This is a genomic window from Pseudomonas sp. HR96 (genome assembly GCF_034059295.1).
Classification (GTDB): Bacteria; Pseudomonadota; Gammaproteobacteria; order Pseudomonadales; family Pseudomonadaceae; genus Aquipseudomonas.
The window spans coordinates 2,244,156-2,267,995 of sequence record NZ_CP139141.1 but is presented as its reverse complement, the minus strand read 5'-3'; the positions used below and the strand labels follow the sequence as shown (position 1 = coordinate 2,267,995).

Below are 23,840 nucleotides of genomic sequence, written 5' to 3'. Positions count from 1 at the left end.
CAGACCGGCTGCTGGCGCGCTGCTCCTGCCCCTCCCATACGCGGCGCCTACATCGTCAGGTACGCCTTGCGCACCTCTTCGTTGTCGGCCAGCTCGGCCATGCTGCCTTCATAACGAATCAGCCCTTTCTCCAGCACGTACGCGCGGTCAGCCACCAGCCCGGCGAAGTGCAAGTTCTGCTCGGACAGCAGGATGCTCGCGCCCTTGGCCTTGAGCGCCAGGATCATGTGCGCCATCTGCTCGACGATCACCGGCGCCACGCCTTCGGAAGGCTCGTCCAAGAGGATCAGGAACGGGTTGCCCATCAAGGTGCGCGCCACAGTGAGCATCTGCTGCTCGCCGCCGCTCATCTGCCCGCCCGGGCGATTCTGCATGGCGCCCAGGTTGGGAAAGAACTCGTACAGCTGTGCCGGCGTCCAGTTCAAGGCCGGCGTGCCGTCGGGCCACTGGCGCTCGGCCTGGCGACCGACTTCGAGGTTCTCGGTCACGGTCAGATGGGTGAACACCCGACGGTCCTCGGGCACGAAGCCCAAACCCAGGCGCGCCAGCTGGTAAGGCGCCAGCGCGGCGACTTCGCGCCCCATGAAGCGCACCTCGCCCCGGCGCTTGGCGAGCATGCCCATCAGGGCCTTGAGGGTGGTCGACTTGCCCGCACCATTGCGCCCCATCAGCGCCACCACTTCCCCCCGGCGCACGTTGAGGTGGACGTCATAGAGCACCTGCGCGGCGCCATACCAGGCGTTCAGCGCGGCGACTTCGAGCAGCGGCTCGGCCACCGCCGCGGGGCAATGGAGCGCATTCATACCGTCACCTGTGCGGTCGGGGTTGGGTTTTCGAAGGTCTTGCCGGTGCCGAAATAAACCTCCTGCACCTGCGGATGGTTGCGGATGTACCCGGCGTCGCCCTCGGCGATCAAGCGCCCGCGGGCCAGCACGATCATGCGGTCGGCGTAGGCAAACACCACGTCCATGCTGTGCTCGGTAAACAGCACGGCCATCTTGCGCTCGACCACCAGGCGCTTGGTCAGGGCCATCAGCGCGTTGCGCTCCTCAGGGCCCATGCCGGCAGTCGGTTCATCCATCAGCAACAGCCGCGGGTCGTTGGCCAGGGCCATGGCCAGCTCCACGCGCTTGACGTCGCCGTAGGCCAGCTCGCTGCACGGGCGCTCGGCATGGGCCTGCATGCCCACCTGGGCCAGCAGGTCCAGAGCCTGTTCGCGGTGCTGCCTGCGCGCTGCGCTGAACAGGGAAAAGCCCTGGCCGTGGTGGGAGAGCAAAGCCATCTGCACGTTTTCCACCACGCTCAGCGAGGCGAAGGTCTCGGCGATCTGGAAGGTCCGCCCTACCTGCATCCGCCAGATATCGCGCGGCCGCCGGCCGATCAGTTCCTGGCCGAGCAGCTTGATCGAGCCGCCGGAAGCCTTGAGCTGGCCGCCGACCATGTTGAAGGTGGTCGACTTGCCCGCGCCGTTGGGCCCGATCAGCGCCAGCAGCTCGCCCTCGTGCAAGTCGAAATTGATACCGTCGACGGCGCGCACGCCACCGAAGGACTTGTGCAGATCGCGCACCTGCAACAGCGTCATGACCGCTCCTCCACTACCACGCGGGGTGTTGCCAGGGGCCTGGCCCGCCACCCACGCCACCCCTGGGCCAACTGCTGGAAAAAGCCGGCGATGCCTTGGGGGAAGACCAGCACCAGCAGCAGGATCACCCCACCGAATACTGCGCGCCAGTAATCGGTGGCGCGCATGATGTAGTCCTGCAGCACGCTGAACACCGTAGCGCCGACCACCGGCCCGAACAGGTTCTGGATGCCGCCCAGCAGCACCATCACCAGGCCGTCCACCGACTTGCCGACCGCCATGGCGTCCGGCGAGATGCTGCCCTTGGAGAAGATGTACAGCGTGCCGGCCAGCCCGGCGAACAGCCCGGCGATGACGAACGCCAGCCACTGCACACGCTTGACGTCGATGCCGATGGCGTCCGCACGCAAGGCCGAATCACGCGCCGCACGCAGGCTGTAGCCGAACGGCGCAAAGAGAATGCGCCGCACCAGCCAGACACTGGCCGCCACCAGCACCAGGGTCAGGTAGTAATAGCCCGTGCTCGACAGCCAGCTCGGCGGCCAGATGCCGGTGATGCCGTTGGAGCCGCCGGTGACGTCCTCCCACTGGAACACCACCGACCAGACGATCTGCGAGAACGCCAGGGTCAGCATGGCCAGGTACACCCCGGACAGGCGCACGCAGAACCAGCCGAACAGCAAGGCACCAAGCCCCGCCACCAATGGCGCGCAGGCGAATGCCAGCGGCATCGGCATGGTCAGCACCTTGAACAGCACCGCCGCGCCGTAGGCCCCCAGGCCGAAGTAGGCAGCATGGCCGAACGAGTGCATGCCGCCCGGGCCCATGATGAAGTGCAGGCTCACGGCGAACAGCACGGTGACCAGCACGTCCTGGGCCAGCACGCTGGCGTAGGGCAGCCAGGTCGACAGCAGCGGCAATGCTGCCAGCAACACCAGCACGGCCGCCATCAGGCCCTTGAACGAGGCCGAGCCGGGACGCAGCGGCGCCTCCACCGGCGCCGAGTTGCGGCTGCCGGCCTGGGGCTTGCCGAGCAGGCCCCAGGGGCGTACCACCAGCACCACGGCCATGACCAGAAACTCGATGACCAGGGTCAATTTGGAGAACGACAGGGTCACGCCAAACAGCGTCGCCGTGCCCAGGCCGATGCAAAGCGCCTTGACCTCGGCGATCAGCAGCGCGGCGACATAGGCACCCGGCAGCGAGCCCATGCCGCCGACGACGACTATCACGAAGGCCTCGCCGATGGTGCGCAGGTCCAGCGCCAGGCTCGCTGGCTCGCGCGGCAGCTGCACCGCGCCGCCAAGCCCGGCGAGCATCGCGCCCAAGGCGAACACACTGGTGAACAGCCATGCCTGGTTGACCCCCAGGGCGCCGAGCATCTCGCGGTCCTGGGTGGCAGCGCGCACCAGCACGCCCCAGCGCGTGCGCACCAGCAGCAACCAGACCAGGCCGAGCACCACGGGACCGATGACGATCAGGAAAAAATTGTAGGTGGGAAACTGCCGACCGAGGATGCTCAGCGAACCGGACAGACCCGGTGCCCGCCGGCCCAGCAACTCCTCGGCGCCCCAGTAGCCGGACACCGCGTCGTTGATCACCAACACCAGGGCGAAAGTCGCCAGCAACTGGAACAGCTCCGGCGCCTTGTATATGCGCCGCAGCAGCACGATCTCCACCGCTGCGCCGATCACCCCGACGCTGATCGCCGCCAGCGCCAGGCCCAGCCAGAAACCGCTGGCGCCGAGGCTGCCGACCAGGTGTTCGACCAGCGAATAGGCGATGTACAGCCCCAGCATGTAGAACGAGCCGTGGGCGAAGTTGACGATGCGTGTCACGCCGAAGATCAGCGACAGGCCGGCGGCCACCAGAAACAGTGACGACGCCTCGGCCAGGCCGTTGAGCATCTGCGCAAGAAAAGCTGAAAAATCCATGGGTCCCACCTTTGGAGGTCACACCGCAAAACAGCCGGCCGGCGTGGCGCACGGGCCAACCTGCACCCATACGCCCGCCAGCCGCTTACTCGGCCGGGCGCAGCTTGCGCACTTCGTCATCCGAGGGCAGCAAGGTATCGCCTGGCTTGAACACGTAGTTCTCCATCACCCCGCCGCCGTCCTTGACCGCCAGCTTGCCGACGTACAGGCCCCAGGTGGCCTGGTGGTCGATCTTGCGAAATTCCAGCGGGCCGTCCGGGGTCTTCAGCTTGAGGCCACTGAACGCCTCGACCATCGACTCGGAGTCGGTCTTGCCGCCTGCGGCCTTGATCCCGGCGGCGATCGACTGGATCGCCGAGTAGCCGATGTCCGAACCAAAGCGCAGGTTCTCCTTGCCGTACTTGGCCTGGTAGGCCGCGACGAAGGCTTTGTGCGCCGGGGTGTCGATGCTGTACCAGGGGTAGCCGGTAACGGTCCAGTTCGGTGGTATCTCGTCCTTGAGCGGCTCCAGGTATTCCGGCTGGCCGGTGATGATGCTGAGCACCGGCAGCTGTTCGCTGAAGAAGGTGCGGGTGGTGCCTTCGCGGATGAACTTGGCCAGGTCGGCGCCGAACAGGGCGTTGAACACCGCGTCCGGCTTGGCATCGACCAGGGCCTGGACCACGCTGCCGGCGTCGACCTTGCCCAGCGGCGGCGCCTGCTCGGTGACGAACTCGACGTCCGGCTGCCGGGCCTTGAGCAGGGTCTTGAAGGCACTGGCCGCCGCCGTGCCGAATTCATAGTTGGGGTACACCAGCGCCCAGCGCTTCTTGTGAAGCTTGGCCGCTTCGTCGACCAGGGCGGCAGTGAGCATGTAGGTGGAAGCATCGAGGCGGTAGGTGTAGCGGTTGCCGGCGCTCCAGACGATGTTGTCGCTGAGCGCTTCGGTGATCAGCACGAAGCGTTTCTTCTGCTTGGCGTAGTCCGACAGCGCGGTGCCGATGTGTGCATAGAAAGCGCCTGCCAGTACGTCGACGTGTTCGCGTTCGATCAGGTCTTCGGCCTGGCGAATGGCGTCACCGGGGTTGGCGTTGTCGTCGCGGGTCAGCAGCTCCAGCTTCTTGCCATCGATGCCGCCGGCAGCGTTGATCTGCTCGACCGCCAGCTCCATGCCTTTTTTATAGCCGTCGGTGAACACGGCCTGGGATTTATAGCTGTTGATGTCGCCGATCTTGATGGTGTCGGCTGCCCAGGCAGCTCCGCTGATCCATAAAGCGATCGCCCCCGCCAGCAGGTTCGACTGGGTGAAACGTGCACGCGTATCCATGGTGTTCTCCAACTGATCGATTCAAAGGCTTGCACAGCATCAGGGCGTTTCCGGGTGCTTCACGTGGGCAGTACAGGCCAGAGCAACAGCTATGCCAACTGGCTTGCCAGCCATGATTCAGGCGCTTTTCAGGCGGGCCGCAGGTGCCTGAAAAGCGGAGAAGCGCGAGCCGCAGTCGCGGGCGTCGTACTCGTAGACCCAGTTGGCCTGGATGCCCACCGCATTGGGATTGAGCAACTGCCGCCAGCGGTAGGCCATGTCGCGCTTGAGCTGCGACCAGGCCGAAGGCAGGTGATAGGTGCGGCCGCGCTCGCGAGCTTCCAGCTGGACCCGGCGAGTGCGCGGCAGGCGCTCTGCCTCGTAGGCCTGCAAGGCCTGTTGCAGGTGCTGCGAGCCGTGGTGGGCCAACGAACGGGCGAGCACATAGCCGTCCTCGATGGCCATGGCCGCGCCCTGGGAAAGAAACGGCAGCATCGGGTGCGCGGCGTCACCCAGCAGGGTGGCGTTGCCCTTGGACCAGGTGGGCATCGGGTCGCGGTCGAACAGGCCCCATTTGTAGATGGCGTCGGGGTCGGCGCGTTTGAACAGCTCGATGAGGTTCGGGTGCCAACCCTGGAAGCCTGCCAGCAACTCGGCCTGTGAGCTCTTGGCATTCCATGACTCCTCGACCCAGGCCGGGCTTTCGTTGACCGCGACGATGTTCACCATCGCCCCGCCCTTGACGTAGTAGGTGACCACGTGGCCCTTGGGCCCCATCCAGAAATTGGAGTCGGGGCTGACGAAGGGCAGCGGATGCTGGTCGACCTTGACCAGCGCACGCCAGCACATGTGCCCGGTGTAGTTGGCCGCTTCCTGGCCCCACAGCCGCTCGCGGATCACCGAGCGCACGCCGTCGGCGCCGACGATCAGGTCGGCCTCGAACTCGCTGCCGTCGGCGAACTGCGCGACCGCCGTATTGGCGCGTTGCTCCAGGCCCACGCAGTGCGCGCCAAAGCTGGCCTGGCCAGGCTGGATGCCACTGGCCAGCGCCGCGTGCAGGTCGGCGCGATGCACGTGGTAGAAGTCGGCGCCGTACAGCTCGCGGCAGCTGGCCTTGAGCGGCGTGCGAAACAGCTCGCGGGCGGTCTTCCAGTTGCGCCCCATCATGGCCTCAGGCAGAAAGCCGATTTTTTTCAACTGCTCGTCCAGGCCCAGCGCGCTGAGCACCTTGACCGCGTTGGGGGTCATCTGCACGCCCGCGCCCACCTCGCCGAACATCGCCGCGCGCTCGAAGATCCGCGCCTCGATGCCTTGCTGCGCGAGGGCGCGGGCCAGGGTGACGCCGCCGATGCCGGCGCCGATGATGCCGACTCGCAATGCTCTGTCCATGGGTGTTCCTCTTGCCCGGCGGACGCAGGCCGCCGGGGCTGTCAATGGGGTTCAGTCACGACCTGCCGCAGACGCGCTACAGGTCCAGTACCAGGCTGTCGCCAATGCCGCGCGAGCAGCAGATCATCATGCTGTCGTTGCGCAGGCGCTGGGCCGGGCTGAGTACGGTGTCGCGATGCTCGACGCTGCCGGCCAGGACCTTGACTTCGCAGGCACCGCACACGCCCTCCTCGCAGGAGTAGGCGACGTCGACACCGGCCGCCTCGCAGACCTGCAACAGGCTCTGCTCGGCCGCCACGCTCAGGGTCAATCCCGAGCGCTGCAGGTGCACGCGGAACGTATCGCCCGGCTGCAAGGCGTCGGTGGTGGCGCTGAAGCGCTCGCGGTGGGCGGTCCCTGCGGGGCGCTGCAGCGTCAGTTGGTCGAACTCGTCGATCATTGCCTGCGGCCCGCAGCAGTACAGCTGCGCCTGGGCCGGGATGGCGGCGAGTACATCCTTGAGGCGTGGCGCGGCTTGCCCAGGGACCCGGGTGTGATACAGACGTACCGCAGGATCGGCGCACAGCTCGCGGTGGAACAGCATGTGCTGCGCATCGCCTGCCCAGTAATGCAGCACCACCGCTCGCCCGGCCGCCTTCAGCTGGCGGTACATGGACACGATCGGGGTGATGCCGATGCCGCCGGCGAACAAATGACAGGGATCCTCGCTTGCCTGCAAGGCGAAGTGATTGCGCGGCGCCGAGACCTGATAGGTCGCGCCCACCACCGACTCGAAGTGCAGCTTGCGCGAACCGCCCTTGCCCACTTCGGCCAGTTGCACGGCGATGCGGTACTGCGCCGGATCGCTCGGCGGCCACAGCAGCGAGTACTGGCGCAGCAGGTCCGGGGCCAGCGCCACGTCGACGTGGGCGCCCGGTTCGAACACCGGCAGGGGCTGGCCGTCGAGGCTGGCGAAGGTGTACAGGTTGACACCCGGCGCGCCGTATTCGATGGCCTGCAGGCGGACCTGGAGCATGCCGTCAGATAACCCCATAGCTGATGCCCTTGTTGCGCAGCCAGGTGCGGTAGCGCTGGCCCATCAGGTCGGTGCGGTGGTGCAGTTCGTAGCGCAGCTCGGTGGGGATGCGCTCGGGGCGCTGGCTTTCGACGATCTCGCGGTCCTGGCCGAACACCACGTCGGCTCGCGCACGCACCGACTCGGCGTCCGGTGCGGGGTTGACGTTGAGCGCCGCGCAGACCCGCACGATGCAGTTCACGGCATCCAGCGGCTGCACGGTGAACAAGGTGCAGAAGGTGTCGGACTGGTCGCTGATGACCTGGCCACTGGCGTCGGCGTCCTGGGTGCGCTTGGAAAAGTAGCCCACCAGCGGCCGAAACGCATGGTAGGTGTAGAAGGCAACCAGTGGCTTGCCACGGGCATCGCCCCACGGCTGGAACACCCGCACTTCGGAAGAGCGCAGGCCGGTGTCGACCTCCTCCACGGTGTAGGGCTCGAGGCGGTCGGGGTTGTCCATGACGCCATTGAGGCCGGCGTGTACGAACGGGAAATGCGAGGCATCGATGAAGTTTTCCACGGCGCGAAAGCCGTTCGCGGCGTAGGCATAAGGGCCACTGTGGACCTTCTTGAAACTGTCGTCCTGCCACTCCGGGAACAGCGCAATGTCCGCGCTTGGGGTGCCCAGGCAGGTCCAGACGAAACCGTAGCGGTCGACGGCCTGGTAGGGAAACGCGCGGGCCTTCTTCATCGGCTTTTCGTCCGGCGCCGCCGGCATCAGGGTGCAGGCCCCCTCGCCGTTGTACTGCCAGCCATGGTAGGGGCACACCACCTGGTCGTTCTTGATCCAGCCCTTGGACAGGCGCGCGCCACGGTGGATGCACAGGTCTTCCCAGACATGCACCTGGCCGTCATCGCTGCGCCAGACGATCAGTTCGCGTTCGAGCAAGCGTACCGGGTAGATCGTGCCTGGGACAAAGTCGCTGCTGTAGCCGACCACGTGCCATTCATTGAGCAGCACCGGGTCCTGGCAGCCATCGGCGGCGGTAACGGGCTGATGTGAGGAAACGGCTATCAGGTTCATCACGACTCCTCTGCTCCGGGGCGGAGCACTAATTAATTGGTCAACCGTTTAATTCTTGTGGTTAACGTTAAGCAGGGGTCATGCCAAGTTGTGCAATTTAATTAACTAGCTAATTATTATGGGTTTTCCGGGATTGCTGAGTGACTTTGCCGCGGGTGTGGTGCACTGCGTTGGGCCGAGCTGACTATTGTGGTGCCTTCAAGATCAAACCGGTCGCTGGCGCTCCCTCTCGGGGGCTCTGCCCCCTCCCACGCCGGTTTTCCCTCCCGTGCAATTTAATTAACTAGCTAATTATTTTGGGTTTTCCGGGATTGCTGAGTGATTTTGCCGAGGGTGTGGTGCACTGCATTGGGCCGAGCTGACTATTGTGGTGCCTTGAAGATCAAAACGGTCGCTGGCGCTCCCTCTCGGGGGCTCTGCCCCCTCCCACGCCGGTTACCCCTCTCGTGCAATTTAATTAACTAGCTAATTATTATGGGTTTTCCGGGATTGCTGAGTGATTTTGCCGAGGGTGTGGTGCACTGCATTGGGCCGAGCTGCCTATTGTGGTGCCTTGAAGATCAAACCGGTCGCTGGCGCTCCCTCTCGGGGGCTTTGCCCCCTCCCACGCCGGTTACCCCTCCCTATCGCCAAGCCCAGGCGCTCAGGCTGACATGCCACCCACCACGAAACTGGTCACCTGTTCGATCAGCGACTGCCAGTCATCCGGGTCGTATTGCCCATCGGGCAAACGCTCTTCCATGCGATGGCTGTCGGAAAAGGCATACAGGTAGGTGCCGACCATCAAGGTAATCCGCCAATTCGCATCGAGGTCGCTGAGCCCCGGCACCGCTTCCTTCAACGCATCCACGTAACGCTGGGTCGAGGTGCCGTAGGCGCGGTCGCGCAGCGCATAGGAAATCTCCGGCGGCTCGGTGTGCAGGCGCGCCTGCAGACGTAGAAAATGCCGCCCCTGCAGGCTGGTGCGCAGCACCACGGTGGGCAGCAGAAACGCCCGCACGATCTCTCGCACCGGTACCGCGCCGCCCTGCTGCTGCAGCGCCTGCAGATTCTTCAGGCGCTCATCGGAGATGGCGCTGCCACGGCGCAGGAAGACCTCCTCGAACAACCCGTACTTGGAACCGAAGTAGTAGGTGATCAGCGCCTGGGTCACCTTGGCCTGCTCCGACACCTCGCGCATCGTCGTGCCGGCGAATCCCAGGTTGGCGAACAACTCCTCGGCAGCGTCCAGAATCACATCGCGCAGGTTGCTCGCGCCTTCCGGGCGGCCCGGTCCTTTTCTTTTGCCTTTACCCTTGGCCGTCGCCGGCCCGCTGAGCGTTTCCATCAATGCTGGCTACCTTGGGAAGTCGTAGCCGCCAAATTAATTGATTGGCCGTTTAATTTCTATAGAGCTGAGCAGCGCGCCACCGTCAATGCGTCCCGGGATTGGCGCGCAACCATGCCACCTGCTTGTCCAGCGCCGGCCAGCCGGGCTTGTCGGCAGCAAAGCGCGAGCGCAGGTACGCCGCCAGATCGCTGACCTGGGTGTCGGAAAGGCTGTCCTTGAACGCCGGCATATAGCCCAGGTCCTTGACCGCAGGGTTGCCGATACCCTGCAGGATGACCTTGATCAGGTTGTCCGGGCGGTCGCTGTGCACGTTGGTGTTGGCGGCCATCGACGGGCTCACGCCGAACAACTCGGGGCCACCGTCCTGGGCGCTGTGACAGCCTTGGCAGGCGCCTTCGAAGACCCGCCGGCCGTTGGCCAGGCTCGCGGCGCTGGGGGCCGTCGCCACAGCCGCGCGCGGCGCCGCAGCCGGCGTCCCTTCCAGCGTGCCCAGGTAGTGGGCGATGGCCCGGCGATCCTCGTCGGGCAGGGTCGCCAGCTCGCTGACCACCGGACCCATGGGCCCGGTCGCGACACCGTGCTCGGCAGAAAAGCCGCTGGTCATGTAGGCGTAGAGCTGGTCTTCGGTCCACGGCGTCGGCGCCTTCGACAACCCGGTCAGCGCCGGCGCTTCCCAGCCATCGACCATGGCCCCGGAGAGAAAGCGCGCGCCGCCCTGCTCCGCCCCCATCAGGTTGCGTGGCGAGTGGCAGGCGGCGCAGTGGCCGAGGCCGTTGACCAGGTAGCTGCCACGGTTCCACTGGGCGCTTTGTGTGGGGTCGTCCTGGTATTCGCCCTGCTTGAGGAACAGGCTGTTCCAGCCCGCCATCAATGGCCGCGCGCTGTAGGGAAACTGCATCTGGTTGGCCGGCGGCGTGCTCGGCACGGCCGGTTGCGACATCAGGTAGGCATACAGCGCCTGCATGTCGGCTTCCTTGATGTTGCGAAAGGCGGTGTAGGGAAAGGCCGGGTACAGGTGCTTGCCGTCACGGCTGATGCCCTGGCGCATGGCGCGGTCGAAGGCGGCGAACGACCAGTTGCCGATGCCGGTCTGCGCATCGGGGGTGATGTTGCTGCTGAACAGCGTGCCGAACGGCGTCTGCATGGCCAGGCCGCCGGCATTGGCCACCCCACCGGGCGCGGTATGGCACACCGCGCAGTCGCCGGCCGCGGCCAACTGTCGGCCACGCTCCAGGGTCGCGGCGCTCCAGGTACCGGCGCCCGGCGGGGCCACCCGGGCGATCTCCATGCGCCAGGGCATGGCGGTCAGGCCGATGCCCAAGGCGGCGCCGAGCAGCCCGGTGAGGCCGCCGAACAGCCACTTGCGCCTTTTGCTTTTGACCGGCGCGGCATACGGCAGCCCTACCGGGTCGGTCGGGTCCTTGGGCGAATTGGCCTGCAACGCGGCGAGAATCCGCTCGGCGGTGATCGGCAACTCGCGAAAACGGATGCCGGTGGCGTCGAACACCGCGTTGGCGATGGCCGCCGCGCTCGGCACCGAGGCCGATTCGCCGGCGCCCAGTGGCGGTTCGCTGGGGCGCGGCATCATCATCACGTCCACCTGCGGCACCTCGGGGAAGGTCAGGATGGGGTAGCCGCCCCATTCCTTGCTGGTCACCCGCGACTCCTCGAAGGTCACCTGCTCCTTGAGCACGCGGCTGGTGGACTGCAGCACGTTGCCGTGAATCTGGTGCTGCACCCCGGCCGGGTTGACCATCATGCCGGCGTCATGGCCGACCACCACGCGGGTCACGGCGATTTCGCCGGTGCTCTTGTCGATGGCGACGTCCGCCACCCAGGCCGCCCAGGCGGCGCCGAAGCCAGGGAACTTGCTGTGGATGTAGCGCGCGTAGGCGAAGCCGCGACCGCGCAGCACGCCGTCTTCAGCGGGGGTCTGCCGCGGTTGGGTGTGCGGCGCCCACTGCGCGCGCTCGGCGGTGGCGCGCACCAGCTCGGCGGCGCGCTCGTCGGGCAGGTAGCGCAGGCGGTATTCCACCGGATCGACGCCGGCCTCATGGGCCAGCTCGTCGATATAGGATTCATGGGCGAAGACGTTGGGCAACGCCGAGACCCCGCGCAGCCAGGACGCGCGAACGATGGGCGCCATGTCCTCGATGCTGACCCGCACTTCGGGGTAGCGGTAATGCGGCACGGCGGTGCGGTCACCCATCTCGTAGGCCACCGGCACCGGCTCGACCCGGCCGGTCAGCAGCAGCGCCAGGGTCGGCGCGCCGTTGGACGGGTAATGGGTGCGAAAATCGTACACAGCCAGGTCGCCGGCCGCGTCGATGCCGCCGTCGACGTCCATCAACTGCGCGGTGCCCTTGGGCTCCCAGGCATGCTCCTGCTCGCGGGTCAGCTGCACCCGCACCGGCTTGCCCACCGCCCGCGAGAGCAGCACCGCGTCGGCGCAGACATCATCGGCGCAGTTGCGCCCATAGCAGCCGGCCGCTTCCATGCGGATGATCTCGATGCGCTTCTCGTCGCATTCCAGCAGCCAGCCCAGGTCAGCCTGCAAGGCGTGGGGGTTCTGCGTGCCGGACCAGATGCGGGTCGCTTCAGGGTGATAGTCGGCCACCGCGCAGGCCGGGCCGATCGAGGCGTGCAGCTGGTACGGCCACAGGTAGCGGCGGGTCAGGCGGGTGGCGACGCTGGCCAGCGCCGCGTCGACGCCGCCGGTGTCGTGCACCACGCGCTCGATGGACGGGTTGTTGCGCAGCGCCTGCTCGATGTCGCTGAGATCCGGCAGGTGTTGCTGCCAGGGCTTCCAGTGCACCACCAGTTCGCGGGCGGCCTTGATCGCCTGCTCTTCGCGTTCGGCGACCACGCCGATGAAGTCGCCGATCACCACCACCTCGACCACGCCTTCGATGTGCGCAATCGAATCGCGCTCCACATCGAGCAGGCTGCTGCCGACGAACACCCCGGTGTCGTAGCCGTCGTAGGGCGGCCGCACCACGCGACCATGGAGCATGTCGGGCACGCGCATGTCGTGGACGAAGGTGCGCTCGCCGGTGGCCTTGGCTGGAATGTCGACCCGCGCCGAGCTTTGCCCGACCAGCTTGTAGTCGGCGGCGGCCTTGAGCGGTGCGCTGCCGCTGATGGTCAATTCGACGTGCTGGCCTTCGAGCAATTCGGCAAAGCTCAGCGAGCGACCGTCGCTGGCGCTGATCACCCCAGCCTCGATGCTCAAGGCTTCGCTGCCCAGGCGCGCGGCCGCCGCCGCCAGCAGCCAGCGGCGCGCCTCGGCAGCAGCGTTGCGCAGCGGTATCGCGGAAATCTGCAAGGTGGCGCTGGCGATGGTCGCTCCCTGGTTCGGCGCCCGCGCGGTGTCGCCCAGCACCACCCTGAGCTGGTCCATGCGCAGGTCCAGCTCCTCGGCGACGATCTGCCCGAGCGAGGTCTGGATGCCGGTGCCGAGGTCGACGTGGCCGTTGAAGGCATAGTATTCGCCGCTGGCGCACAGGGCGATGAACAGGCCCAGCTCCCTGGGTTTGAGCACCGGGGTCTGGCCCTTGGGAACCAGCCCTGAGGGCGGCTGGATCTGGTCGACCACCAGCAGCACGCCATCGCGCTGCAGCAGTTCGGCCTGGGTCGGAATCGGGGTGGTGGCGTCACGCATCGCTGGAACTCTCATCCTTAGGCTGGGCATCACAAGGCTGGGCACGGCACAGCTGGGCGGCGCGGCGCACGGCCGCGAGGATCTCCAGGTGGGTGCCGCACCGGCACAGGTTGGCCGACAAGGCGCGGCGGATCTGCTCTTCGCTGGGGTCGGGGTTGCGTTCGAGCAAGGCCTTGGTGGTCATGATCATGCCGTTCAGGCAGTAGCCGCACTGGGCGGCCTGGCAGTCGACGAAGGCCTGTTGCACCGGGTGCAGGTGCTGCCGGCTGCCCAGCCCTTCGAGGGTGGTGATGTTGCGCCCGGCCATGCCGCCGATGGGGATCACGCAGGAGCGCGCGGCCTTGCCGTCGACGATCACCGTGCAGGCGCCGCATTCACCGAGGCCGCAGCCGTACTTGGGGCCGTTGAGCTGCAGGTCGTTGCGCAGCACCAGCAGCAGCGGTGTGTCGGGCATGGCCGTGCAGGTCACCGGCTGGCCATTGACCGTGCAGCTGACGCTGGCGGTGGCCGTGCGCGTGAGGGGTTTGTTCATGTCTCGGCTCTTCACTCATGAAGTACTGCATGGGTGAACAGCAAGAGCGATGCCAGCTTTGCAAAAAGCCTTATTCGACCGGGTCTTCGATCATCTTGCGCAGCAGAAAAGTCAGCGCCACGCGCTCCCCCGGGTTGAGGTTGCGCAGGGTCAGTTCGCTGATCGTCTGCGCCTTGGGCACGGTCTGCTCGGCCGCCTGCAGGCCGCTGTCGCTCAGGTGCACGATGACCTTGCGCTTGTCCTGCGGATCATGGCCCAGGGTCACCAGTTCGCGGGCCTTGAGGCGTTCGACGATGCCGCGGATGGTCGCCTGGTCGACGGCGGTCAGCGCCACCAGCTCGGTCAACGACGAGGGGCCGTTGTCACGCAGGGCACACAGGGTGATGAACTGCACGGCGGTCAGCTGCGAGTCGCCGACATTCTGCTGGAAAATCGCCAGGTGGCGTTGGTAGGCCTTGCGCAGCAAGTGGCCGATCTGCTCGGAAAAGACGTAGGGCGCTGGAGGCAGGCTCATGGATGGGTACAGGCTCGAATTGGGCGGACGAAAGCGCCATAAGATACCCCAGCTCGACCCTCGATCTCCATGCCTGGAGATGGCGTGCGAGGGTCGCAGGGCCTGCCGTCAACGGGCGATGGATGCCTCTGGCGCGACCACGTCGCCGGCCAGCACCACGGCCTGGTCGTCAAGGTAGATATCGCAGTGGCGCAGCGGGATGTCCATGTGGCACGGGGTCTTGCGCTTGCCGCCGACCTCGGTGTTGGGGCCGGTGGAGAACAGGAAGTTGCCATAGAACGCCCGGGCGTCCATGCACATGCCGTCGTTCTTGTCGTGCAGGCCCATGGCGGTCCACTGCGCTCGCGGTTGCAGGCCCCAGCCGATGTGCGAGATGCCGTAGACCTCGGGGTCCTTGAAGTACTTCATGTAGTCGCGCAGGTACTCGGCCTCGAAGCCGCCGTGGATGCCGGTGATGAAGCCCTTGTCGATCTCCAGGGTGATGCGCTCGCGGCAGTAGGTCTTGAACGGCAGGAGGATGTCGCCGACGTCCAGCACCAGCACGCCTTCGGCGGTTTCCTCGTTCGGCCAGGTGAACAGGAAGCCGCTCGGCCAGTGGTCCCAGCGCCCGGGCTGGTCGACGAAACCGTATTCGGTCACCGCCGGGTACTGGCCCAGCGCGGCGCGAAAATCGCTGCCGGCGGCCGAGCGCACGGTCATCGTCCTGGCCTTCTTCAGCAGCTCTTCGGCGGCCAGCACGCGAACCTTGTCGGCTTCGGTGGGCAGCATGCGCGCCAGCACCTCCGGCGGTTCGACGGCCAGCAGGATGCGCGTGCCGGTCTTGAGGATCTGCTCCTGCTCGGGCGAGTGCAGCAGCATCATGGTGTCGATGATCAGGTCGGCCGCTTCCAGCGCACGCTGCGCGGCCAGGTTGCCGGTCAGGGCGGTGTCGCCGCAGTAGGCGGTCATGTCGTTGCCCATGGCCACCGGCGCGTTGAACGACGGCAGCTCCACGGCGTACACCTGGGCGCCGAGGCGCTGTGCCGCCTCGGTGGCGGCGCGCACGGTACGCGGGTTGGAGTAATGGGATTTGAGTAAGGCGACGCTTTGCGTGGCATCGACCTTGGACAGCTTGAGCACGTGCTCGAACATCTGGGTCAATTCAACATCACTGACGGCCATCGTCTGTTTCCTCTCTGAAATCGTTGGGCAAAATGCACCATCGGGGAGCAGCAAGCGCTTGAATGGTGCAATAGCTGCAATGTGTACGCTAGTTATTCAACAAATCCGAATTTCTCCCGAAAGCCCGTGCAATGCCCGAGCCAATCCCCAGGCCCGAGCAAATTCCCCGAGATAGCACAGCTATGAAGCTTTTCAAGGCAAATAGCGGACCTCCACCCGTCGATTCAGGCACGCTCTTCGCATTGCAAATAAACAACGTACACACTTTAGTTTCACCATTATCCGGGTTCACCGGCACAGGCTAACGAGGAGACACCCCATGCGGGCAACACAAAGAATCGCCATCGTCGGCGGCGGCCTGGGCGGCGCCGCTGCAGCAGCGTCGCTGCAACAGGCAGGCTTCGAGGTCAACATCTACGAGCAGGCGGCGCAGTTCACCCGCCAGGGCGCCGGTATCCACATGGGCCCCAACGTGCTGAAGATCTTTCGCCGCCAGGGCATCGAGAAGCAATTGGAGGCGATGGGCTCGCATCCGGACTTCTGGTTCAGCCGCGACGCCGACGGTGAATACCTCTCGCGCATCCCCCTGGGCGAGTTCGCCCGCAAGGAATACGGCGCGGCCTACCTCACGGTGCACCGCGGCGACTTGCACGCCCTGCAGATGACCGCCATCGCGCCGAACAGCGTGCACATGGGCAAGCACCTGCTGAGCCTGGACGAAAGCGGCGACGATGTGCTGCTGACCTTCGCCGACGGCAGCACCGCCCGCGCCGACATCGTCATCGGTGCCGACGGCATCAACTCGCGCGTGCGCGAACACCTGTTGGGCGCCGAAGCGCCGACCTACAGCGGCTGGGTCGGCCACCGCGCGCTGATCCCGGCAGAGAAGCTGGCCCAGTACGATTTCAACTTCGAAGACTGTGTGAAGTGGTGGTCGTCCGACCGCCACCTGATGGTCTACTACACCACCGGCAAGCGCGACGAATACTACTTCGTCAGCGGCGTGCCCCAGGCCCAGTGGGAAGGCGGCGACGCCAGCTTTGTCGACTGCAGCCGCGAAGCCATGTACGAAGCCTTCACCGGCTACCACCCCACGGTGCAGGCGCTGATCGCCAACGCCGACAGCATCACCAAGTGGCCGCTGCTCAACCGTCAGCCGCTGCCGGTGTGGAGCCGCGGGCGCATGGTCCTGCTGGGCGACGCCTGCCACCCCATGAAGCCGCACATGGCCCAGGGCGCGGCCATGGCCATCGAGGACGGCGCCATGCTCGCCCGCTGCCTGCAGGAGACCGGGCTCAGCGACTACAGCACCGCGTTCCGCCTCTATGAAGCCAACCGCAAGGACCGCGCCTCGCGGGTGCAGGCGGTGTCCAACGCCAACACCTGGCTGCGCACCCAGGAAGACCCGGCCTGGGTTTATGGCTACGAACTGTTCGACCACCCGCTCAAGACAGAGGTACCGGCATGAGCCGCTTCGTTCACGGCGCCAACGTGCACGCCAACCAGATCCGCCAGCACTACCTGCGCTACGGCGGCCAGGGCCAGGCCCTGCTGCTGATCCCCGGCATCACCAGCCCGGCGATCACCTGGGGCTTCGTCGCCGAGCGCCTGGCCGAGCACTTCGACGTCTACGTGCTCGATGCCCGCGGCCGCGGCCTGTCGGCCAGCGGGCCCGACCTTGACTACGGCACCGACGCCTGCGCCGATGACATCGTCGCCTTCGCCCAGGTGCTGGGGCTGCAGGACTACGTGCTGGTCGGCCATTCAATGGGCGCGCGCTTCATCCTGCGCGCCGCCACTCGCCACCCTGACGCGGGCATCAGCCGCCTGGTGCTGGTCGACCCGCCGGTGTCCGGCCCGGGCCGGCGCGAGTACCCGGGCAAGCTGCCGTGGTACGTCGACTCGATTCGCCAGGCCGAAAAGGGCATGAGCGCCGACGACATGCTGACCTTCTGCCCAACCTGGACCCTGGAGCAGCGCGCGCTGCGCGCCGAATGGCTGCACACCTGCTACGAGCCGGCGATCCTCAAGGCCCACCGCGACTTCCACGAAGTCGACATCCACCAGGACTTCCCGAAAAACACCTTGCCGACCCTGCTGATGATTGCTGGCAAGGGCGGCGTCATCGATGCCCAGGACGAAGCGGAAATCCGCAGCCTGCAACCCTCGATCGAAACGGTGCGGGTGCCTGACGGCGGCCACATGATTCCGTGGGACGACTTCGAAGGCTTCTTCAAGGCCTTTGGCACCTTCCTCGGCAACCCCTTCAGCACCACGACGCCTACCTCAGCGGAGCGCCCATGAACAAGCCTTACCGCATCGGCCAGATCGTGCCGAGCTCCAACACCACCATGGAAACCGAGATTCCGGCGATGCTCACCGCGCGCCAGTTGATCCGCCCCGAGCGCTTTACCTTTCACAGCGCGCGGATGCGCATGAAGCACGTGAAGAAGGACGAGCTGGCAGCCATGGACGCGCAGTCCGACCGCTGCGCACTGGAGCTCTCCGACGCGCGGGTCGACGTGCTCGGCTACGCCTGCCTGGTGGCGATCATGGCCATGGGCCGGGGCTACCACCGCGAATCCCAGCAGCGTCTCGGCCAGGTGGTGCGTGACAACGACAGCCAGGCCGCGGTGATTACCAGCGCCGGCGCGCTGGTCGACGGCCTAAAGGTGCTCGGCGCAAAGCGCATCGCCCTGGTGGCCCCCTACATGAAGCCGCTGACCGAACTGGTGGTCGACTACATCGAGCACGAAGGCATCGAAGTCAAGGTCTGGCACGCCCTGGAAATTCCCGACAACCTGGAAGTGGCCCGGCACGACCCGGCCAACCTGCCAGGCATCGTCGCCGGCCTGGACCTGGAAGGCGTCGACGTCATCGTGCTCTCGGCCTGCGTGCAGATGCCTTCGCTGGGCGCCGTACCCAAGGTCGAGGCACAGACCGGCAAGCCGGTGCTCACCGCCGCCATCGCCACCACCTACGCCATGCTCAAGGCCCTGCAGCTGGAACCCATCGTTCCCGGCGCCGGCGCCCTGCTCTCCGGCGCCTATTGAACTGATCAGGAGTGAATCGGCATGACCACTGCACAGGACAACTACGCCGGCGTCTGGGGCAACCGCATCGGCTTCGGCCAGCGCCCGGCGCTGCTGATGATCGATTTCATGCAGGGCTACACCACCCTCGGCGCGCCGCTGTATGCGCCGGGCGTGGTCAGCGCCGTCGAGCACAGTGTGGCGTTGCTGGCGGCAGCGCGTGCTGCCGGCATCCCGGTGATCCACACCAACATCCGCTACCACCCCGGGCATTTCGCCGATGGCGGCATGTGGGTGAAGAAGGCGCCGGTGATGAAGGACATGGTCGAAGGCAACCCGCTGGCCGCGTTCTGCAGCGAGGTGCAGCCGCTGCCTGAAGAGGTGGTGTACACCAAGCAGTACGCCAGCTCGTTCTTCGGCACCAGCCTGGCGCCGATGCTGGTGTCGCTGGGTATCGACACCTTGATCATGGCCGGCTGCTCCACCAGCGGTTGCGTGCGCGCCACCGCCGTCGATGCCGTGCAATACGGCTTTCGCGGCATCGTCGTGCGCGAATGCGTCGGCGACCGCCACGAAGCGCCACACGAGGCCAACCTGTTCGATATCGACAGCAAGTATGGAGATGTGGTGTTGCGTGAAGAGGTGTTGGAGTATTTGCAGGGGCGCGGGAACGTTTAGGGATCGCGTCAAGGCCATTTCGCCAGGCGCCCGAAGATCAAACCGGCCTGGCGGCCTCTCGGGGTCTGCGACCCCTCCCACTTTGATCGCGAATCCATCGTGGGAGCGCGCGAAGCCCGCGATAGGCCGCGCGGGCGGCCGGTGGTGGCCAAATTGGACATTTCGCCAGGCGCCAGGAGGATCACACCGGCCTGGCGGCCTCTCGGGGTCTGCGACCCCTCCCACTTTGATCGCGAATCCATCGTGGGAGGGGGCGAAGACCCCGAGAGGTCGCGCGGGCGGCCGGTGGTGGCCATATTGGCCATTTCGCCAGGCGCCAGGAAGATCAAACCGGCCTGGCGGCCTCTCGGGGTCTGCGACCCCTCCCACTTTGATCGCGAATCCATTGCGGGAGGGGGCGAAGACCCGATAGGCCGCGCGGGCGGCCGGTGGTGGCTATATTGGCCATTTCGCCAGGCGCCCGAAGATCAAACCGGCCCGGCGGCCTCTCGGGGTCTGCGACCCCTCCCACTTTGATCGCGAATCCATTGTGGGAGGGGGCGAAGACCCCGAGAGGCCGCGCGGGCGGCCGGTGGTGGCCATATTGGACATTTCGCCAGGCGCCCGAAGATCAAACCGGCCTGGCGGCCTCTCGGGGTCTGCGACCCCCTCCCACTTTGATCGCGAATCCATCGTGGGAGGGGGCGAAGACCCCGAGAGGCCTCGCGGGCGGCCGGTGGTGGCCATATTGGACATTTCGCCAGGCGCCAGGAAGATCAAACCGGCCTTGCGGCCTCTCGGGGTCTGCGACCCCTCCCACTTTGATCGCGAATCCATTGCGGGAGGGGGCGAAGACCCCGAGAGGCCGCGCGGGCGGCCGGTGGTAGCCATATTGGACATTTCGCCAGGCGCCCGAAGATCAAACCGGCCTGGCGGCCTCTCGGGGTCTGCGACCCCTCCCACTTTGATCGCGAATCCATTGCGGGAGGGGGCGAAGACCCCGATAGGCGGCGCGGGCGGCCGGTGGTGGCTATATTGGCCATTTCGCCAGGCGCCCGAAGATCAAACCGGCCTGGCGGCCTCTCGGGGTCTGCGACCCCTCCCACTTTGATCGCGAATCCATTGTGGGAGGGGGCGAAGACCCCGAGAGGCCGCGCGGGCGGCCGGTGGTGGCCATATTGGACATCTCGCCAGCCGCCCTCGCGTATCCGTCCTTACCGATTGACCGTCTTCGCCGGCAACGCCAGCACCAGCAACGAACTCAGCAGCAGGCAACCGGCGAAGATCCACATCGCCACCTGCGGGCTGTGGAAATGGTCCATCACCGCCCCCATCAACGAATTGCTCACCAGCCCGGCAATGTTCGCCACCGAACAGGCCAGGGCGAAGCCTGTGGCTGCCGCCGTGCCCTTGAGAAAAGTGGCCGGCAGGCTGAAGAACACTGGCACCGCGCCGATGATGGTCAGCGACGCCAGCGAGAACAGCAACACCGTTACCGCCACGTTATGGGTAAAGAACGTACTGAGAAACATCGCACCGGCGCCGATGATGAATGGCACCACGATGTGCCAGCGCCGCTCGCGATGGCGGTCCGAACTGCCGCCGATGGCCAGCATGCCGAACAAGCCGGCCAGGCTGGGGATCGCCACCAGTAGGCCGATCTGGGCCGGCGAAGCAACGCCAGCATTGCGAATGAAGGTCGGCAGCCAGAAGCCCATGGCGTAGGCACTGAGCAGGATGGAAAAGTCGATGCCACCGAGCATCCACACCTTGATATCGAAGAAGCCGTCACGAAAGGAATGGCCACCCTTGTTCTCGGCCTGATCCTCCGCCAGCACACCGCGCAGCTCGGCCTTCTCGCTGTCGCTCAACCACTTGGCATCCCCGATGCCATTGGGCAGCACCACCAGGCAGAGAAAGCCCAGCAGCACGGTCGGCAGCGCCTCCAGCAGAAACAGCCACTGCCAGCTGGCCAGACCCGACACGCCGTTGAAGTTGCCCATGATCCAGCCGGACAGCGGGCTGCCGAGCAGACTGGACAACGGCAAGCCGATCATGAACAGGGCAATGATGCGGCTGCGCCGCCACGATGGAAACCATTGGCTCAGGTAATACAGCACCCCCGGCAGGAAGCCGGCCTCGGCCACACCTAGAGCAAACCGCAGCGAGTAGAACTGCCACTCGTTGGAGACGAACATGGTCAGGCCGGACAACAGGCCCCAGCTGATCATGATCCGCGCGATCCACATCCGCGCACCGAACTTCTCCAGCGCCAGGTTGCTCGGCACTTCGAACAGGATGTAGCCGACGAAGAACAGGCCCGCACCGAGGCCATAGGCGGTCTCGCTCATGTGCAGAGTGTCGAGCATCTGCAGCTTGGCGAAGCCGACGTTGATGCGGTCCAGGTAAGACGCCAGATAGCAGAAGCACAAAAACGGGATCAGCCGCCAGATCACCTTGCGGTAGATCGGCTGGGTGTCGGACGCGCCCAGCTCGGCCGAGGCTACACTGCTGGTAGACATGGTGAATCTCCTGTGAGGACCGGCGTAAATAATTTACACGCTTGATATACCAGTCAAAGCAAAAGCCGGGCCACACGGAATAGCCGATCAGTTCACCGTATAGAAATTTTTACCTGTCTGATTTAACGTGTTATTTCTAATAGCCATTCCAATACGCCTCTCCCTGAGATGCCGATAAAGAATACTCATTTAATAGCGTATACGCTTCTTATCCCGAAAACAGTGCGCGTTCCCTGCCGACGGCACCGCGACAGCGCACGGCTCTATCCACTTCATCCACCGGCATAAAAAAAGCTTGCCTCACGCCGCTCACCAGGCCTATAAATTGTACATGACTAGACAGGTTCGATTTGACAAGAAAACCCAGGTGATCAACGAGCTCGTGCGTCGCATCAAGAGCGGCCAGATGAACTCCGGAGATCTGCTGCCCGGCGAGAACATGCTGGCGCAGGAGTTCAACGTCAGCCGCGGCACCCTGCGCGAAGCGCTGTTGGAGCTCAAGCGGCGCAAGTTCATTGCCACTCAGACCGGCGTCGGCTCGATCGTCACCTATGACGGCTTCTCGCTGGACCAGCGTGCCGGCTGGGCCCAGGCGCTCGCCGACAGCGGCGCCAGTGTGCGCACCGAAACCCTGCGCCTGGTGGCCGTGGAGCGCCCTGATCTGGAGGTGCGATTCGGCACCAGCAGCTTCATTGCCCTGGACCGTCGGCGTATCGACGGCCAAGGCCATGTGGTGTCGCTGGAGCGCGCGCTGATTCCGGCCGTCGATGGCCTCGAACACCTGCCCCGCGACGGCCTGCTGGAGCAGTCACTGACCGTCACCATGGCCGCCCACGGTTTCGTTGGCGACAAGGGCGATCAATGGATCGGCGCCGAACCGCTCAATCGCGAGGACGCGACGCTGCTCGGTCGCGAGCCCGGCTCGGTTTTTCTCAAGGCCGTGCGGACCACGTTCGACCGCCGCGCCCGTTTCATGGAGCACGTGGAGAGCCTGCTGGACCCCGTGCATTTTCGTCTACACCTCGCCTTTGGATCGTCCACATGACCGCCGCCGTTAATCATGATCGAGCACTGGCCGCTTTCTACGGCCTGGCCTTGGGCGACGCCCTGGGCATGCCGACGCAATCGCTACCGCGCGCGCTTATCCAGCAGCGCTACGGCCGCATCACCGGCCTGATCGCCGCCGATGCCGACCAGCCCATCGCCCCGAACATGCCTGCCGGCTCGATCACCGACGACACCGAGCAGGCCGTGCTGGTCGCGCAACTGCTGATCGCAGGTAACGGTCGTATCGAGCCCTCGGCGCTGGCCCACAGCCTGATCGAATGGGAAGCGGCGATGAAAGCCAAGGGCTCGCATGACCTGCTTGGGCCTTCGACCAAGCGCGCCATCGAGATGATCCTCGCCGGCCACAGCCCCGAAGAAGCCGGGCGGTTCGGCACTACCAACGGCGCGGCCATGCGCATCACCCCGGTGGGTATCGCCGCTGACGTCGACGACCGCCAGGGCTTCATCGCCCACGTGGTACAGGCCTGCCAGGTGACCCATAACACCACATTGGGCATTTCCAGCGCGGCCGCCGTGGCCGCAGTGGTTTCCGCCGGTATCAACGGCGCAAACTTGAGCCAGGCACTGGCGATCGGCGCCGATGTCGCCCTCGCCGCCCAAGAGCATGGTCACTGGATCGCCGGCGGACGCATCGCTGCGCGCATTCACTGGGCCAAAGCGCTGTGCGCCGACTGCAGCGACGCCGAGCTGGCTGACCGGGTGCACGACGTGATCGGCACCTCGGTAGCCTCGCAGGAGTCGGTAGTGGCCGCGTTCACCCTCGCCCACCGCGTCGCGGACGGTCGGCTGAGTGCCTTCGATGCCTTGTGCACGGCGGCCAGCCTGGGCGGCGACACCGACACCATCGCCGCCGTGCTGGGCGCCATGCTCGGCGCCTGCGAAGGCATGCAGGCCTGGCCAAAACCGCTGATCGAGCAACTCGACTCGGTGAATTCGCTGGACCTCGAACCGCTGGTCGAGCAACTGCTGGTACTGCGCGCGGGCTGATACAGCGCCGCCTGCCGAATACAACAAGACCTTTGTCGCGCTCCCTCGCTGGAGCGGCGACCGGGCCTTCTCGCCCAGGAGAAAGCCCTTTTACGATGGATCGCACTT

General features: G+C 65.7%; 19 protein-coding genes. 6 read left to right on the top strand and 13 right to left on the bottom strand.

The annotated features are described in order from the left end of the window. Positions 1-47: 47 nt before the first annotated feature. The 12 genes from SFA35_RS10505 to SFA35_RS10450 all read right to left on the bottom strand — a co-directional run bounded on the left by SFA35_RS10505 (position 48) and on the right by SFA35_RS10450 (position 15,466). A complete protein-coding gene (locus SFA35_RS10505) occupies positions 48-803 on the bottom strand; it encodes an ABC transporter ATP-binding protein (RefSeq protein WP_320577983.1) in 756 nt (251 codons plus the stop codon). After that, positions 800-1,582 carry an ABC transporter ATP-binding protein gene (locus SFA35_RS10500; protein WP_320577981.1) on the bottom strand — a complete coding sequence of 261 codons (783 nt, stop codon included), beginning with the start codon at positions 1,580-1,582 and terminating at the stop codon, positions 800-802. The genes SFA35_RS10505 and SFA35_RS10500 overlap by 4 nt, the downstream gene beginning before the upstream one ends. Then, positions 1,579-3,516, bottom strand: coding sequence for an ABC transporter permease (locus tag SFA35_RS10495; RefSeq protein WP_320577979.1), 1,938 nt, complete (start codon positions 3,514-3,516; stop codon positions 1,579-1,581). The genes SFA35_RS10500 and SFA35_RS10495 overlap by 4 nt, the downstream gene beginning before the upstream one ends. 85 nt (positions 3,517-3,601) lie before the next feature. Then, positions 3,602-4,822 (bottom strand): ABC transporter substrate-binding protein, encoded by a 1,221-nt coding sequence (locus SFA35_RS10490; protein ID WP_320577976.1) that lies wholly within the window; start codon positions 4,820-4,822, stop codon positions 3,602-3,604. Positions 4,823-4,939: 117 nt separating this feature from the next. Next, entirely contained in the window at positions 4,940-6,190 is a 1,251-nt protein-coding gene (locus SFA35_RS10485; RefSeq protein WP_320577974.1) for an FAD-dependent monooxygenase, read from the bottom strand. 76 nt (positions 6,191-6,266) lie between these two features. After that, on the bottom strand, positions 6,267-7,223 hold the full coding sequence (locus SFA35_RS10480; protein WP_320577972.1) for a PDR/VanB family oxidoreductase: 957 nt from the start codon (positions 7,221-7,223) through the stop codon (positions 6,267-6,269). Beyond that, entirely contained in the window at positions 7,210-8,268 is a 1,059-nt protein-coding gene (locus tag SFA35_RS10475; protein ID WP_320577970.1) for an aromatic ring-hydroxylating dioxygenase subunit alpha, read from the bottom strand. Before SFA35_RS10475 ends, SFA35_RS10480 begins: the two co-directional genes overlap by 14 nt. A gap of 643 nt (positions 8,269-8,911) precedes the next feature. Continuing rightward, the gene (locus SFA35_RS10470) at positions 8,912-9,595 is read right to left on the bottom strand and encodes a TetR/AcrR family transcriptional regulator (RefSeq protein ID WP_320577968.1); all 684 of its coding nucleotides are present in this window, start codon (positions 9,593-9,595) and stop codon (positions 8,912-8,914) included. A gap of 85 nt (positions 9,596-9,680) precedes the next feature. Next, positions 9,681-13,259 carry a molybdopterin cofactor-binding domain-containing protein gene (locus SFA35_RS10465; RefSeq protein WP_320577966.1) on the bottom strand — a complete coding sequence of 1,193 codons (3,579 nt, stop codon included), beginning with the start codon at positions 13,257-13,259 and terminating at the stop codon, positions 9,681-9,683. Beyond that, entirely contained in the window at positions 13,252-13,791 is a 540-nt protein-coding gene (locus SFA35_RS10460; RefSeq protein WP_320577963.1) for a (2Fe-2S)-binding protein, read from the bottom strand. The genes SFA35_RS10465 and SFA35_RS10460 overlap by 8 nt, the downstream gene beginning before the upstream one ends. Before the next feature lie 70 nt (positions 13,792-13,861). Next, a complete protein-coding gene (locus SFA35_RS10455; protein ID WP_320577961.1) occupies positions 13,862-14,305 on the bottom strand; it encodes a MarR family winged helix-turn-helix transcriptional regulator in 444 nt (147 codons plus the stop codon). Between the two features lie 108 nt (positions 14,306-14,413). Continuing rightward, the gene (locus tag SFA35_RS10450; protein ID WP_320577959.1) at positions 14,414-15,466 is read right to left on the bottom strand and encodes a 2,5-dihydroxypyridine 5,6-dioxygenase; all 1,053 of its coding nucleotides are present in this window, start codon (positions 15,464-15,466) and stop codon (positions 14,414-14,416) included. A 319-nt stretch (positions 15,467-15,785) separates the two neighbouring features. Here SFA35_RS10450 and SFA35_RS10445 point away from each other — a divergent pair, with 319 nt between their 5' ends. Genes SFA35_RS10445 through SFA35_RS10430 form a run of 4 tightly spaced genes read left to right on the top strand, consistent with a single transcriptional unit; the run spans position 15,786 to position 19,176 of the window. Next, positions 15,786-16,934: an FAD-dependent monooxygenase gene (locus SFA35_RS10445; protein ID WP_320577957.1), complete on the top strand. Its 1,149-nt coding sequence runs from the start codon at positions 15,786-15,788 to the stop codon at positions 16,932-16,934. Then, on the top strand, positions 16,931-17,770 hold the full coding sequence (locus SFA35_RS10440) for an alpha/beta hydrolase (RefSeq protein ID WP_320577955.1): 840 nt from the start codon (positions 16,931-16,933) through the stop codon (positions 17,768-17,770). Before SFA35_RS10445 ends, SFA35_RS10440 begins: the two co-directional genes overlap by 4 nt. Continuing rightward, a complete protein-coding gene (locus SFA35_RS10435) occupies positions 17,767-18,519 on the top strand; it encodes an Asp/Glu racemase (RefSeq protein WP_320577952.1) in 753 nt (250 codons plus the stop codon). The genes SFA35_RS10440 and SFA35_RS10435 overlap by 4 nt, the downstream gene beginning before the upstream one ends. 21 nt (positions 18,520-18,540) lie before the next feature. Further along, the gene (locus SFA35_RS10430; RefSeq protein WP_414058512.1) at positions 18,541-19,176 is read left to right on the top strand and encodes an N-carbamoylsarcosine amidohydrolase; all 636 of its coding nucleotides are present in this window, start codon (positions 18,541-18,543) and stop codon (positions 19,174-19,176) included. Positions 19,177-20,369: 1,193 nt separating this feature from the next. Here SFA35_RS10430 and SFA35_RS10425 read toward each other — a convergent pair. Next, a complete protein-coding gene (locus SFA35_RS10425) occupies positions 20,370-21,677 on the bottom strand; it encodes an MFS transporter (RefSeq protein ID WP_320577949.1) in 1,308 nt (435 codons plus the stop codon). 331 nt (positions 21,678-22,008) lie between these two features. On the opposite strand from SFA35_RS10425, the gene SFA35_RS10420 reads away from it, so the two are divergent. Beyond that, complete coding sequence (locus tag SFA35_RS10420) at positions 22,009-22,722, top strand: GntR family transcriptional regulator (RefSeq protein WP_320577947.1); 714 nt, start codon at positions 22,009-22,011, stop codon at positions 22,720-22,722. Then, positions 22,719-23,732, top strand: coding sequence for an ADP-ribosylglycohydrolase family protein (locus SFA35_RS10415; RefSeq protein ID WP_320577945.1), 1,014 nt, complete (start codon positions 22,719-22,721; stop codon positions 23,730-23,732). The genes SFA35_RS10420 and SFA35_RS10415 overlap by 4 nt, the downstream gene beginning before the upstream one ends. Positions 23,733-23,840: the final 108 nt, after the last annotated feature.